The 13361-nt window shown below is 67.2% G+C and carries 13 protein-coding genes and 1 tRNA gene; 4 read left to right on the plus strand and 10 right to left on the minus strand.

The genetic code is table 11. The annotated features are described in order from the left end of the window. Positions 1 to 10: 10 nt before the first annotated feature. Positions 11 to 1156 carry a serine hydrolase domain-containing protein gene (locus ACFWH5_RS10600; protein WP_378834502.1) on the plus strand — a complete coding sequence of 382 codons (1146 nt, stop codon included), beginning with the start codon at positions 11 to 13 and terminating at the stop codon, positions 1154 to 1156. Between the two features lie 96 nt (positions 1157 to 1252). On the opposite strand, the gene ACFWH5_RS10605 is transcribed toward ACFWH5_RS10600, so the two are convergent. Beyond that, positions 1253 to 3286 carry a hypothetical protein gene (locus tag ACFWH5_RS10605; protein WP_378834504.1) on the minus strand — a complete coding sequence of 678 codons (2034 nt, stop codon included), beginning with the start codon at positions 3284 to 3286 and terminating at the stop codon, positions 1253 to 1255. 99 nt (positions 3287 to 3385) lie between these two features. On the opposite strand from ACFWH5_RS10605, the gene ACFWH5_RS10610 reads away from it, so the two are divergent. Continuing rightward, positions 3386 to 4441 (plus strand): family 43 glycosylhydrolase, encoded by a 1056-nt coding sequence (locus tag ACFWH5_RS10610; protein WP_378834505.1) that lies wholly within the window; start codon positions 3386 to 3388, stop codon positions 4439 to 4441. Between the two features lie 61 nt (positions 4442 to 4502). Here the strand turns inward: ACFWH5_RS10610 and ACFWH5_RS10615 are convergent, their stop codons facing one another. The 3 genes from ACFWH5_RS10615 to ACFWH5_RS10625 form a co-directional block, all read right to left on the minus strand. Beyond that, positions 4503 to 5399, minus strand: coding sequence for a carbohydrate ABC transporter permease (locus ACFWH5_RS10615; RefSeq protein ID WP_378834506.1), 897 nt, complete (start codon positions 5397 to 5399; stop codon positions 4503 to 4505). After that, on the minus strand, positions 5396 to 6277 hold the full coding sequence (locus ACFWH5_RS10620) for a carbohydrate ABC transporter permease (protein WP_378834507.1): 882 nt from the start codon (positions 6275 to 6277) through the stop codon (positions 5396 to 5398). Before ACFWH5_RS10620 ends, ACFWH5_RS10615 begins: the two co-directional genes overlap by 4 nt. 69 nt (positions 6278 to 6346) lie before the next feature. Beyond that, positions 6347 to 7624, minus strand: a complete 1278-nt coding sequence (locus tag ACFWH5_RS10625; RefSeq protein ID WP_378834508.1) for an ABC transporter substrate-binding protein — start codon at positions 7622 to 7624, stop codon at positions 6347 to 6349. Positions 7625 to 7779: 155 nt separating this feature from the next. Here ACFWH5_RS10625 and ACFWH5_RS10630 point away from each other — a divergent pair, with 155 nt between their 5' ends. Beyond that, positions 7780 to 8751, plus strand: coding sequence for a LacI family DNA-binding transcriptional regulator (locus tag ACFWH5_RS10630; RefSeq protein ID WP_378834510.1), 972 nt, complete (start codon positions 7780 to 7782; stop codon positions 8749 to 8751). A gap of 211 nt (positions 8752 to 8962) precedes the next feature. On the opposite strand, the gene ACFWH5_RS10635 is transcribed toward ACFWH5_RS10630, so the two are convergent. Next, positions 8963 to 9038, minus strand: a tRNA-Ala gene (locus ACFWH5_RS10635). Positions 9039 to 9253: 215 nt separating this feature from the next. Between ACFWH5_RS10635 and ACFWH5_RS10640 the strand changes: the two genes are divergently transcribed. Beyond that, positions 9254 to 9571, plus strand: a complete 318-nt coding sequence (locus ACFWH5_RS10640) for a hypothetical protein (protein WP_378834511.1) — start codon at positions 9254 to 9256, stop codon at positions 9569 to 9571. 13 nt (positions 9572 to 9584) lie between these two features. On the opposite strand, the gene rsfS is transcribed toward ACFWH5_RS10640, so the two are convergent. From rsfS to ACFWH5_RS10665, 5 genes are read right to left on the minus strand one after another with little or no spacing between them, the layout of a single operon-like run. Further along, positions 9585 to 9962: a ribosome silencing factor gene (gene rsfS, locus ACFWH5_RS10645; protein WP_378834813.1), complete on the minus strand. Its 378-nt coding sequence runs from the start codon at positions 9960 to 9962 to the stop codon at positions 9585 to 9587. Further along, the gene (locus tag ACFWH5_RS10650) at positions 9962 to 11203 is read right to left on the minus strand and encodes a hypothetical protein (RefSeq protein ID WP_378834512.1); all 1242 of its coding nucleotides are present in this window, start codon (positions 11201 to 11203) and stop codon (positions 9962 to 9964) included. The genes rsfS and ACFWH5_RS10650 overlap by 1 nt, the downstream gene beginning before the upstream one ends. Next, complete coding sequence (gene nadD, locus ACFWH5_RS10655; protein WP_378834513.1) at positions 11200 to 11802, minus strand: nicotinate-nucleotide adenylyltransferase; 603 nt, start codon at positions 11800 to 11802, stop codon at positions 11200 to 11202. Before nadD ends, ACFWH5_RS10650 begins: the two co-directional genes overlap by 4 nt. A gap of 7 nt (positions 11803 to 11809) precedes the next feature. Beyond that, on the minus strand, positions 11810 to 12022 hold the full coding sequence (locus ACFWH5_RS10660) for a hypothetical protein (RefSeq protein ID WP_378834514.1): 213 nt from the start codon (positions 12020 to 12022) through the stop codon (positions 11810 to 11812). A 49-nt stretch (positions 12023 to 12071) separates the two neighbouring features. After that, a complete protein-coding gene (locus ACFWH5_RS10665) occupies positions 12072 to 13343 on the minus strand; it encodes a glutamate-5-semialdehyde dehydrogenase (protein ID WP_378834515.1) in 1272 nt (423 codons plus the stop codon). Positions 13344 to 13361: the final 18 nt, after the last annotated feature.

Consider the following 13361-nt stretch of genomic DNA (forward strand, 5'->3'; position numbering starts at 1 on the left):
AGGGTTTCCAGTGAGTGGTCTGGAGTCGTTGCTGAAGCAGTACGTGTCTGACGGGACGTTGCCGGGTGCGGTGGCGTTGGTGGGCTCGAGTGATCGGGTCGAGGTTGCTGTTGCCGGTTCGCGGGATATCGAGGGAACGAGTCCGATGACCCGGGATTCGATCTTCCGGGTTGCTTCGATCACCAAGACGGCCGTGGCGACCGTCGTGATGATGCTGGTGGACGACGGCAGGATCGGGTTGAACGATCCGATCGCGCAGTGGTTGCCCGAGATGGCCGCGCCCATGGTCGCCCGTACGCCGCAGAGTGCGCTCGACGATGTGGTTTCGGCGGTTCGGCCGATCACCGTGTCCGATCTGCTCACGTCGCGTGCCGGTTGGGGCTGGCCGTCCGATTTCAGCTATCCGGCGGTGCAAGCGCTGTTCTCCGTGCAGCGTGACGGCCGGCGGCTCAGCCTGTATCCCGCCACCCAGGAGGAATGGCTGAGCGAGCTGGCTGCGGTGCCGCTGCTCTACCAGCCCGGCGAAGCCTGGTTGTACGACACCTGCTCGGTGCTGCAGGGCATTCTGATCTCGCGGGTCACCGGCCAGTCGCTGGCCGATGTCATGACCGAGCGCCTGTTCGAGCCCTTGGGCATGGTCGACACCGGATTCCACGTGCCGGCGGCGAAGCGGGACCGGATGACGACCTTCTATCTCTACGATGCAGACGGCCGGATCGAGCATGTCGACGGCCCGGACGGCGACTGGAGCAGGCCGCCGACCTTCCCCCTCGGCCATGGCGGGCTGGTGTCCACGATCGACGACTGGTACGCCTTCGCGCGGTTCCTTCTCGCCGAAGGACACGTCGCCGAGAAACAGCTGCTTTCCGCCGAAGCCGTGCGCCAGATGACCACGAACCATCTCACGCCCGCACAGCGCGAGATCGGGCAGCTGTTCCTGGACGGTCAGGGCTGGGGCTTCGGCGGCACGGTCGATGTCGAACCGAGCCAGCCTTGGCATGTCCCCGGCCGTTACGGCTGGGTCGGCGGCACCGGGACCTCGGCTCACATCGTTCCATCGGCCCGATCGATCGCCGTGTTTTTCACGCAACGCGGCGGTGGTCCGGGCACACCGAGCTGGCTGAGCGACTTCTGGACCTACGCGACCCACGCCTGACCGACCGACGCCACGCCGAGTTCTGGCAACGCGCCGGCCAGCTTCACCCGACATCACGACCAGGGCAGGGTTGATCGCGGGCGCTGCTTCCAGGACTCAGTGGGCCTGGGTGACGCGGTGAGTTCCCGACGTCAGTTCCTGGCCTTGGACGACAGCCACACAGCCCTCAGGGATGTCGAGTTCGAGCAGATCGCCGACTTTTCGGATGCCGATCGGGCCGTGATCGCTCGGCACGACGGCAGCCGCCCACTCGAGCGCCACCTCACCGAGAGACACCTCGAAGCGCCGCCACCCCGGGACCGAGGGCCGGAGGCCGAACACGGCCTCCGGCAGGAGCGCCGCAGGCCCGGCACCCCAGGCGTGACACAGGCTACGCGCGAACCGGCGGCCATACATGGCGTAGGAGGATTCCCCCGGAGTGGGAAACTCCTCCCAGAAGGTGGTGCTCTCGGGCGTCAGCATCTCGCCCCAGTCCCGTCGGATCCGATCGAGGACGGCGCTCTGCTGACCGCCGGCGAGCATCGCGCGCAGCAGGACCGTCTGCATATACGGGGTGCGTCCGCGCTGTCGCTCGAACGCCGCGAGCACTCCGGGCTCTTCGGCGAGGTCTGTGATCCCCGCTGCCACAGCGAGGAAGTTGGCATAGGAGTCGGGCGCGGAAACGCCGTCGACGCATGCCCGCCACGCTCCTGCTTCCACGTCCCATGCGCGTGCGTGAAGCGACGACATCGCCTGAGCCCGAGTACGGGCGAGGCGATCCGCCGACTCCCCCGTCGCGGTCCGCCCTGCGCATGAGAGCGCCCAGACCCATAACATCTGCAGCGCTGTCGACACTTCACCGGGAGGCGTCTCGTATCCCCAGTCGATGAGGACCGACCCGTCGTTCGTGGCGGTGAAACCGTCGTGCGTCATGCTCGGGGCGAAGAGTCCATCGGCATCCGCCTGTGCGAGGAGCCGGGCGACGAAGTCTTCCGTCAGGTCGGGGAGCGGGTCGTCGGGCCGAGGGAAGTACTCCTTGAGGATGTCGGCCGTGATGACCCACCAGAGGGAGTAATCGGAGATCCCGTTGACGTATCCGTGCGTCGGACGGCCGAGGGCGAGATGGCTGTCGCGGGCGATCTCACCGTCGCCGAAGGCGAATGCGTTCGCGAGCGCCGAGATCGCCTGGTCGCCGACCCACGGCATCCGGTCGCGCTTGAGCCCATCGACCACCAGAGTCTGCATGCACAGACGCAGCGTGTAGGCGCTCACGGCCCAGATGCGCGAGAGACGCTCGTCCGAGCACACGAATGCTCCGCGGTGCCGGATCGGGCGGATGTGCGCCAGGGCGGACGCCTCGTCTACCGGGCGGTCGACGTGCAGGTAGCGCATCGCGACCGGGTGGCGCGTCGTCCAGCGCCCGGGCCCCTCCCCCACGACCTCATGATCATCCTCCTGATCTGAGCCGCGAGCGACCAGCGCCTCCTCACGGCTCTCCCCGGTCGCGAGCATGGGCGCGGACGCGACCGTGACGACCGGTCGCGCGAGAATCTCGGCCGGTGCCTCCAAGAGCCCGTCCGCGTCGAGCAGCCGGAGCTTCACGACTGGTTCGGGCGCGAGGTGCGGCGGGACTGCATTCCCGCGCCGCGACTGCAGCAGGACACTCCGGCCCTCGGCCGATCGGGCCAGCATCGGACCCCTCAGCGGCGCTCCGTCAGGCACGGCCAACGCGGCCGGCGCACCGGGCAGCGGCGAGATGCGGAGGGTGACCGTTCCGCCGTCCGGAGCCGTGACGATGAGCGATTCACCGTCGATCAGAGTGTCGGCGACCGTCGCGGATACGAGTTCCAGCCGGCCGTGCACAGCCAGGCGCACCGGCTCGTCCGACGGACGCAGTCCGAGTTCGAGTCGGAGCTCCTCGCCCGGCTGTCGATAGTTCGTGGCGTACTCGGAGTAGCGGGCGACAGCATCCGACTCCCGCACGATCCGGTGCAGAGCCCCGGCTTCATACTCGCCCGGGAGGTAGTACCACGTCCGATCCGTCGCCGCCGCGACATCGTCCGGGAAGGGATCAGGAGAGTGACGGCGCGCCGCGTCGAGCGTCTCCTCGATGGATCGCGGCGCGATCGACTGCTGAACACCGTCGTCCATGAGGTCCAACTTTCTCTTGTTAGGAAAAGCTCGACAGCAGGTTACACGTGCCAGTAGCATCGGACCAAGCACCTGCTCAAATGAAACGAAAGGATTCGGATGCTGCAAACCACGCGCAGCTCGATCACCCCTGGCCAGGTCTGGCTTGACACCAAGGGCGAGCGCATCCACACCCACGGCGGGTCGATCATCATGGTCGAAGGCGTCTTCTACTGGTACGGCGAGAACAAGGAGAAGTCGACTCCTGGGAGCGGCATCTGGCACTACGGAGTGCGCTGCTACTCGTCGACGGACCTTTACAACTGGGAAGACCGGGGTCTCATCATCCCGCCGGACCTCGACGACGAGTCCTCCCCGCTGCACCCGGCCCAGTACCTCGATCGCCCGCACATCATCTACAACGAGCGCACCCGCAAGTTCGTGTGTTGGATCAAAGTGATGACGCCGGGCGAGCCGACGCAGCGCTCCACGGTGCTCGAAGCGGACAGCATCCTGGGCCCGTACCGGATTGTGCGTTCGTGGCTGCGGCCGCTCGGCATGAACGCCGGCGATTTTGATCTCGTCGTCGACCCGACGGACGGCAAGGGCTACTACTACTTCGGGCGCGTACACAGCGAGCTGATCTGCGCGGATCTCACGGACGACTACACCGACGTGACCGGGTACTACTCGACGCACTTCCCGCGCCGCCAACCCCCGTTCGTGCGAGAGGCTCCGTCGTACTTCACGCGCGACGGTCTGCACTACCTGATCACATCAGGTACGACGGGGTATTACCCGAACCCCTCCGAGATCGCCGTCGCACCCAGCTACCACGGGCCCTTTACGGTGCTCGGCGACCCGCACGTCGACGACCCCAGCCACACGTCGTTCCGCACGCAGATCTCCTCCGTGTTCAAGCATCCGTTCAAGAAGGATCTGTACATCGCCATCGGCGACCGCTGGCTGCCGCACTACACCGAGGACTCGAGCGCAGCGCTGAAGGCATTCGAGGTGCACTTCGGTCAGGAGCAAGGCGGCGACGTGGAGCCGATGGATGAGCTCACCACGATCGACACGTCGACGGCAGACTATGTATGGCTGCCGCTGCGCTTCGACGGCTCGATGGCGTACATCGACTGGAAAGAGGAGTGGCGCATCGAAGACTACGACTGACGTCCTCCGAGCACGAATTAGGGGTGGACCGATCCGGCCCGCCCCTTCTTCGTGCTCTGACTCAGCCCTTCACGGCTCCGTCCGTCAGACCCCGCATCACGCGCTGGTTGAGGATCACGTAGATCAGCAGGGTCGGGATGATCGAGATGCAGATCGACGCGAAAGTCGGACCCCACTCGGTCTGGCCGAACTGTCCGATGAAGGCCAGCAGACCCGCTTGGATCGTGCGCGAATCGTTCGTCGTCATGAACGTCAGGGCGAAGAGCAGATCGTTCCAGAAGAAGAAGAACTGCACGATCGCGATCGTCATGATGGCGTTGCGCAGCAGCGGCAGCGTGATCGAGAAGAACACACGGTAGATGCTGGCACCGTCGACGACGGCGGACTCGATGATCTCCCTCGGCACCGAGCGGTAGTAGCCAGCCATCATGAAGACGGTGAGCGGCAGCCCAGTGGCGGTGTAGGTGAGGATCAGAGCGAGGGGGTTGTTGAGCAGGCCGGCGCGGAAGTACATGGAGAACAGCGGCAACAGGATCATCTGCAGCGGCACCATGAGGCCGATGATGAAGGTGAGCAGCACCGCGTTGCGGCCACGCCACTTGAGCACCTCCAGCGCGAAGCCGGCCATCACTCCGGTGACGAGTAGCAGCGCGATGGCGGGGAAGGTCGCCAGCATGCTGTTGCGGATATAGACGTCCATGTTTCCGCGCGTCCACGCGTCGACGTAGTTCTGCCAGTACGGTACCTCGGGAAGAGCCCACATCGGCTGACTGCTGAACTCGGCCGGCGATTTGAGCGACGACGACAAAAGCCACAGGAGGGGCACGACCTCGATGAGGATGAGGGCGGTGATTCCGAGGGCGGCGAGAACCGTTCCGACGGTGATGCGCCGGCGACGCGGGCTGACCAGCGCTTCGGGCACGGCGACGCCGGCCTCTGGTTCCATGACGGCGGTCATACGGTGACGTCCTTTCGGGCTCCGCGGAAGATGGCGACGGTCACGACGAGGCTCAAGAGAGTCAGTGCCATCGCTATGGTCGACCCGTAGCCGTACTCCATGTACGAGAAGGAGGTGCGGAACATCGCGAGCGTCAGCGGCGTCGTGGCGCCGTTCGGACCGCCGTCCGTGAGGGCGAAGACCGAATCGAACACCTTCAGGCTTCCGTTGATGCTGAAGATCAGAGCCGACACGAGAACCGGGAGCAGGAACGGAAGCACGATGTGCCGCACGAGGGTCCACCGGTGCGCGCCGTCGAGCCGCGCCGCTTCGATGACGTCCTCGGGGATGGTGACGAGCCCGGCGTAGAGCAGCACGGCGTAGAACCCCATCGAGCGCCACACGTCCATGACGACCAGGATGACGAAAGCGGTGTCGGGCTGCCCGAGCCAGTTCACCGCGTCGAAGCCCATCCACTCCACGAACGTGTTGACCGGGCCGCGCTGGGGCACGAGCTCGAAGAGCTTCACGAACAACTGGGCGACGGCGGCGGTCGGGAGGACGATCGGGAAGAACACCAGCGTACGCACGATCGCCGATGACTTGCGCAGAAAGAACACGTAGAGCAGTGCGAGCCCGAGGCCGGCGGCTACCTGGGCGATCGTCACGACGACGGCGTACTTGACGCTGAATCCGGTGGCCTGCCAGAAGGCCGGGTCGCCGATGAGGGCGACGTAGTTGTCGAAGCCGACGGGCTCGTACCCGGAGATCGGATTGCCTTCGACGAAGGTGTAGCCGGTGGACCAGACGATGGGCACCAGCATGATGACGGTGTACAGCAGCAGCGCTGGACCGATGAAGAGAAAGATCGCACGACGATCGCCGAGAACCTTGTCCATGGGAATCTCCTTACAGGCGGGAGGGACCCCGAGCGTGAAGGCGCTCCGGGTCCCTCGAAGCGGTACGGCCTATTCCTGCGCCGCTTGCACCTGCTTCATGAACTGCTCTGGCGTCAAGGTGCCTCCGACCAGCGCGGTCGCGCCCTCCTGTGATGCGGTCGTGCCCTTCGAGGATTGGATCGACTCGAACCACCCGATCGAATCGCTGGTCGAGTTCACCCGCTCGAGCGTCTCGGAGACGAGCGCCGACTCCGGCTCCACGTCCGTGGCGAAGCCGGTGATCAGGTCGAGATTCTCCATCGCGACATCGCCGTAGTTCTCGACGAGGAACGTGAGGAACTCCTTGACCTGCGGCGTCAGCGTCTTCGCGGTCACTGCCATAGGCAGACCGACGTTCGCCGGGGTCTGGGCCGAATCACCGGCGCCGTCGTCGACGTTCGGGACGGGGAACCAGCCCACGTTGTCGGCGCCGATGAGGCTGCGCTCCTCGTCCTCGAAGCTCGAGATCGCCCACGAGCCCATGTAGTACATCGCGGCCTCGCCCTGGAGGAAGAGATCCTCGGCGGGGCCGTAGTCGAGCGCGTCTGGCGCCTCACCGAAGTACCCGGCCTCGGCGAAGCCCGAAATGACCTCGGCACCCTCGACGTACTCCGGATCGGTGAAAGCGGCGTTGCCGTCTGCGATCGCCGGAAGCGCGTCGGGTCCGAGGTCACGGGAGATGTAGCCGCTGATCAGACGGGTGACGGGCCAGCCTGCCTTGCCCGCGGTCGCGAACGGCTGGATGCCGGCGGACTCGAGCTGCTCGGCCGCGTCGGCGAGGTCGTCCCACGTCTCGGGGATCTCGATGCCGTTGTCGGCGAAGATCTGCTCGTTGTACCAGAAGCCCTCGATCGCGACCTCGAGCGGCAGACCCACGAGGTGCCCGCCGTACAGGTTCTTGATGATGTCGACCGACAGCGGATTGAGCTTGTCGAGCACGCCGAGCTCCTCGAGCACGGGCTCGAGGTCGACGATCTTGCCTGTCTCGTAGAGCTCGACGATCTGCGACGGTGTACCCACCTGGAAGAAGGTGGGAAGGGCGTCCTGGGATGCCATCAGCTGGATCTTCTGGTCCATGTCGGCACCGAGGTAGTCCATGGAGAGCGTGGTGTCGTTCCCGTATTCGGTGACGAGAGCGTCCATGGTGAACGCGCTGCCGGTGCCCTCGGCCGAGCCAGTGAGGAACGAGATCTCGAGGGGACCGTTGTCGTCCCCGGAGGGGGTGTTGCTGCTGCTGGTGCCGGAGCATCCACCGAGCGCGAGTGCGAGGGCGGCGCCGGCGGCGATGACGGCGATCTTGGATCGCATGGGACCTCCAGGTGTCGGGTCCGGGACGTTCTTTGGCCCGGTGTTGGGATGCTAAACCGACCTACTTGCACGTGTCAACGACTTTTTTGACACGTGCAACTGAATCTTGTCAGTAGAGTGACCGAGACGAATCGATCGCACCGAGGAGGGTGGCGATGCAGAAGCGGGTGACGAGCGCCGATGTGGCACGCGAGGCGGGCCTGTCGCGAGCGACGGTGAGCTACGTTCTCAACGGCGATCCGCGTCAGCAGATCCCCGAGCCCACGCGCCAGCGCGTGCACGAGGCAGCGGAGCGTCTCGGCTACCGGCCGTATGGGCCCGCGCGGCTCCTGCGCGGCGCGAAGAGCCGGCTGGTGCTGATGTTCACGCCAGGCCTCGAACACGCCTCGGACTTCGTGGCCGCCGACATCATCACGAGTCTCGGCGACGCACTGTCCGCGTCGGGCCTTCATCTGGTGTGGCAGCTGGGGGACTCCGAGGCGCAGGGGGCGTCGATCGATCTTGCGCCGGCCGTCGTGCTCTCGTCGGCGCGCGAGAGTGACGAGGCGTTCCTGCAATTGCGACAGCAGTTCTCGGTGCCTGTTCTGCCGGCGTTCCCGGGTCTCGACGGTTTCATCGCGGGCGCCGCCGAAGCGCAGGTCGAGCACCTCACCGCCCAAGGCAGAACGACGCTCGCATTCGCCGCGCCGGAGCAGCCGGACCTCAAGCCGACCGCCGACCTGCGCTGGGTCGGAGTGACGCGGACAGCGACACGCCTCGGTCTCCCCGACCCGGTGCGGTTTGCCGTGCCTGCGGACAGGGATGGCGCCGTTCGCGCGCTCTCGACCCTTCTCGACACCCATCCCGACATCTCGGGCATGTGCGCCTACAACGACGTCGTGGCGTTCGGCGTCCTTGCCGCCGCAGCAGATCTGGGCGTGGCGGTCCCCGAGCGCCTGGCTGTGGTCGGTGTCGACAACCATAGTCTCGGGCCGCTCGCCGTGCCCGCGCTGTCGACCGTCCGTGCGGACGTCGGTGACTTCGTGCGGGCGCTGGCCCGCGAAGTCGCCCGGGCAGCCGCTGGCGACGATCCGGAAACGGTCCTGCTGCCGACCCGCTCGGAGGTCGTCCGGAGGAAGTCCAGCTGAACTCGCCCTTGTGCGGCCAGAGCGCCCGACGACCGCGAATGAAGGCCTTCGAGAACGCGAGTTCTCCCGGGCGATCGACCTGACACCGCGCGACGTCGCCGTCCACATGGCGTCGAACGCGCTACGGCGACCAGGTGAAGTGTCCAGTAAACGACCAAACACTCCAACTCCGTGATCAGGGAGTGAAGGATCGGTGTTTTACCGAGAGTTTTGGTGGACCTGAGGGGACTCGAACCCCTGACCCCCTGCATGCCATGCAGGTGCGCTACCAGCTGCGCCACAGGCCCAGATGCTGTCCGCGGCGTCCGCGACAACTCCCTCAGCTTACTACACGGCTCGAGACGGATGCGAATCGACGGTCCGCTGTTGTGCGGCCGGGCGTGTCAGCGATCACGACCATCGAGGCGCAGCGCTAGCGACAGCGCGGGCTGCCGTCAACCCGCTCGGATTCCACCCCCGCGCCGGGATAGCGTCTTCTGCACTTCCAGCGAGAGGAACCGAGATGTCGAACCCCACCCCCAATTACCTGCCCGAAGATCCGGATGCCGCGACCGACGAGGATCTGGCGACCCGCGAGGTCGACGGCGAGACCGTGCTCGATCCCGACGCCGACCCCGACATGGTGGACAGCGTCGAGGCGGACCGCATCGCCGCCGGAGCCGACGGCGACGCCGATGTCGGCCAGGTGCCGGCCGGGGGGGCGGGAGCCGATTCCGGCGCCGCCGATGCGGTGCAGGTCGACCCGGACGACGAGGCCGAGATCCCGGACATCTCCGAGACGAACGACGAGCCCGGCGTCGGCACGCGACGTCAGGAGTGACCGCGGCGGGGGGTCACTCCCCCGCTGTGTCGACGGGAAGGTCGATCGGAACGATCGGGCAGTCCTTCCAGAGCCGCTCCAGCCCGTAGTACACGCGCTCTTCGGAGTGGAACACGTGCACGATGAGGTCGCCGAAGTCGAGCAGCACCCAGCGCGCCTCGGCGCGACCCTCCCGGCGTACGCGCTTGTGGCCGGCCTCGATGAGCTTGTCCTCGATCTCGTCGGCGATCGCGGCGACGTTGCGCTCGCTGGTGCCGGTGACGAGCAGGAAGATGTCGACGAGCGGGAGCGGCTCTGAGACGTTCAGCGCGACGAGATCCTCGCCGCCCTTCGCGTCGGCCGCACGCGCGGCGATCTGGAGCATGTCGACTGCGGTGTCACGTGATTGCATCATCCAAAGAGGTTCGTGGTGAAGGCGATGATGAGCACGGTGGCCAGCGCGAGCGCGAGACCACCGGCGACGACCGCCAGGGTGAGCATGAGCTTGTTGCCCTTCTCCGGCGCAGGCGGGCGGATGACCTCGCCTGCGGGCTTCGAAGTGCTGACCGCGGAACTCGCGGCGATGGGGGTGGGTGACGAGGCCGGTGCCAGCTCGCCGTCGATGAGCACGGCGTCGATGTCCTTGCCGTCGGCGACACCGAGGGCATGTCCACGCGAGCCGAGGCCCTCCGGCAGTTCGTACGTGCCGGTGATGAGCAGCTCGCCGGTGGACGCGACCGGGCCGGAGAGCGAGCCCACACCAGGAGCATGGGTGAAGATCAGGGCGCTCGGGGCGGTGTGGTGCGAGCCGGTCGAGTCGCCTTCCAGGATGGCGTCGAAGAGCGGCGGGAAGCTCTGTGCGGAATCCGCCGTCTTGACGCCGAGCCCGAAGGCCGCGCCGACCATGGGACGCTCCGGCGCCGTCTCCGTGGCAGCAGCGGCGCCACGGGGCGCCACGTCGTCAACGGCGGGCTCGGCGACGTCGGCGTCTTCGACGATGACCTCGTCCGTTCCCGAGAGGACCTCGTCAGCGGTGTCCGCGTCAGCAGCATCCTGCTCAGCAGCATCCTGCTCGTTGATGGGAACCTCGACGACGGGTGCTGCCTCGTCGGTGACCGGCTCGAACTCCGCGTCCTCGGCCGGCGCCGCATCGAGATCGGGCGAGGCCGCCACGGCGGCGTCGTCGGCGGGCGCCGGGTCGAACCGGGGAACCTCCGAGACGATCGCCGCCTCCTCCTCGGGCGCGAACTCGTGCTCTTCCGCATCGGATGCGGCGGCTTCCGGAGTCTCCGCGACCGGCGGGTCCTCCTGCGGGCCCGACTGAGCCGCGTCGTCGTCATCCCCCTCAGCCGGCTGCTCCGGCGACGGTGCCGATGCGGTACGGGTGCGCTCCTGGGCACGGGCCTGGCGGCGCGTCAGCGGAACGCCGGCTGCGTCGACCGGCACCTGCTCGGGGGCGGGCTCGGCGACGGCAGGCTCGGCGACGGCGGGCTCGGCGACGGCGGGTTCAGCGGCGCGGGGAGGCACGGGTGCCGCCTGTGCCGCAGTCGTCGCCTCCTCGTCGCTGATGACCGGCGTCGAACCGGTCAGCCGGAGTTCACGCAGCTGCTTGCGCGTCAGCTGCCCGTTTCCGTCCTGATCCGATGTGCTCATGCCTTGCTCCGATACAGATGATGCTTCGCGATGTACTGGACGACCCCGTCGGGAACCAGATACCACACGGGCTCCCCCTCGGAGACCCGTTCCCGGCAGTCGGTCGATGAGATCGTCAGCGCCGGCACCTCGAGCTGGCTCACGTTCTCGGTGGGCAGACCATCGGTGCTGAGCACATGTCCGGGGCGCGAGACGGCGACGAAGTGGGCGAGATCCCACAGTTCATCATGGTCCCTCCAACTGAGAATCTGCGCCACGGCGTCCGCGCCGGTGATGAAGAACAGCTCAGCACCCGGACGCTCACGGTGAAGATCGCGCAGCGTGTCGATCGTGTAGGTCGTGCCCTCACGGTCGATGTCGACGCGGCTGACGGTGAAGCGCGGGTTGGACGCCGTGGCGATCACCGTCATGAGGTATCGGTGCTCGCTGGGCGACACGCGCTGCTTGTGCCACGGCTCTCCCGTCGGCACGAAGACGACCTCATCGAGGTCGAACGAGTGCGCCACCTCGCTCGCGGCGACCAGGTGGCCGTGGTGGATGGGGTCGAACGTGCCACCCATCACGCCGATGCGTGGTGCCCTCGCGGTGGAATCGTGCATGCGCGCCTTAGTGGCTGTGCCCGTCCCTGCCGTGCTTCTCGGCCCAGGCCTCGGCCTTCGCCGAGTGACGGTTGGCGACGTTGCGGTAGGACAGGGTCACGAGACCCAGCGCCGCGAAGACAGCCGCCGCGATGAGGCCGTAGATCACCGTGTCGGCAGCCACGTTCCCATGGTGCTCCGCCTCGGCTGCGGCCATCGCGAGTTGTGCGACGAGGTTCATCGTGACTCCATTTCTGAGCGTGCAAGCAAACGCCTGTCCATTCTAGTCCTCAGCCGCGGATCTGACCGGCGCCCCGCGCCAGCCATTTCGTGCTGGTCAGCTCGGCGAGCCCCATCGGTCCGCGCGTGTGCAGCTTCTGGGTGGAGATGCCCACCTCGGCGCCGAAGCCGAACTCCGCGCCGTCGGTGAACCGCGTCGACGCGTTCGCCATCACCACGGCGGAGTCGACCTCGGCGAGGAAGCGCTCCGCGTTGCGGGAGTCCGTGGTGATGATGGATTCGGTGTGTCCGGTGCTGTAGCGGCGGATGTGATCGAGGGCATCATCGAGCGTGTCGACGACCTTGATGGCGATGTCCATGCTGAGGTACTCGGTCGACCAGTCCTCCTCGGTCGCCGGGATGACGTTCGGCACGAGACCGGCCACCATGTCGTCGCCATGGATCGCGACACCCTCGCTCTGCAGGGCGCTGACCACGACGGGGATCAACTGGGGCGCGGCCTGGCGCAGGACGAGCACGGTCTCCACGGCGTTGCACACGCTCGGACGCTGCACCTTGGCGTTCACGACGATGTCGCGCGCCCAGTCCTGCGGCGCTGACTCGTCGAGCACGATGTGCACCACCCCGGCACCGGTCTCGATCACGGGCACCGTCGACTCGGTCACCACGGTCTCGATCAGCGCGGCGCTGCCCCGCGGCACGAGCACGTCGACGAAGCCGCGGCCGTGCATGAGCGCCCTGGCGCCGTCGCGCCCGAAGTCGTCGACGGTCTGGATCGCCTCAGGGGTGACGCCGGCGCTCTGCAGGGCGGTCCGCATCACGTCCACGAGCACCGTGTTCGACTCGCGAGCCGCGCTGCCGCCGCGCAGCACCACGGCGTTCCCCGCGCGAAGGGCGAGAGAGGCGATGTCGACGGTGACGTTCGGCCGCGCCTCGTAGATCGCCCCGACGACGCCGAAGGGCACGCGCACCTGTTCGAGGGCGACGCCGTTCGGCATCCGGTGCCCGCCCACCACCTGACCGATCGGGTCGGGCAGCAGCGCCACGTCACGCACGGCGGATGCCAGGGAGGCGACCCGCTTCTCATCCAGCCGGAGGCGGTCGATGAGCGCATCGCCGATGTCGTCCCGACGCCCGCGCTCGATGTCCGCGGTGTTCGCCGCGATGATCCGCGCGGCGTCGCGCTCGATCCCGGCGGCGATCGCCTCGAGAGCGTCGGCCTTGCGTCCGCTGGTGAGCTGCGCGACGGCGCGGGAGGCATCCTTCGCGCGGGCCAGACGTTCCTGGGCGGTGTCGACGGGTGCCTCGGTCGGGGTGCTCATCCGGTCAGTGTATCGGCG

Origin of the sequence: Microbacterium sp. NPDC058345, assembly GCF_042723855.1 — a bacterium.
GTDB lineage: Bacteria > Actinomycetota > Actinomycetes > Actinomycetales > Microbacteriaceae > Microbacterium.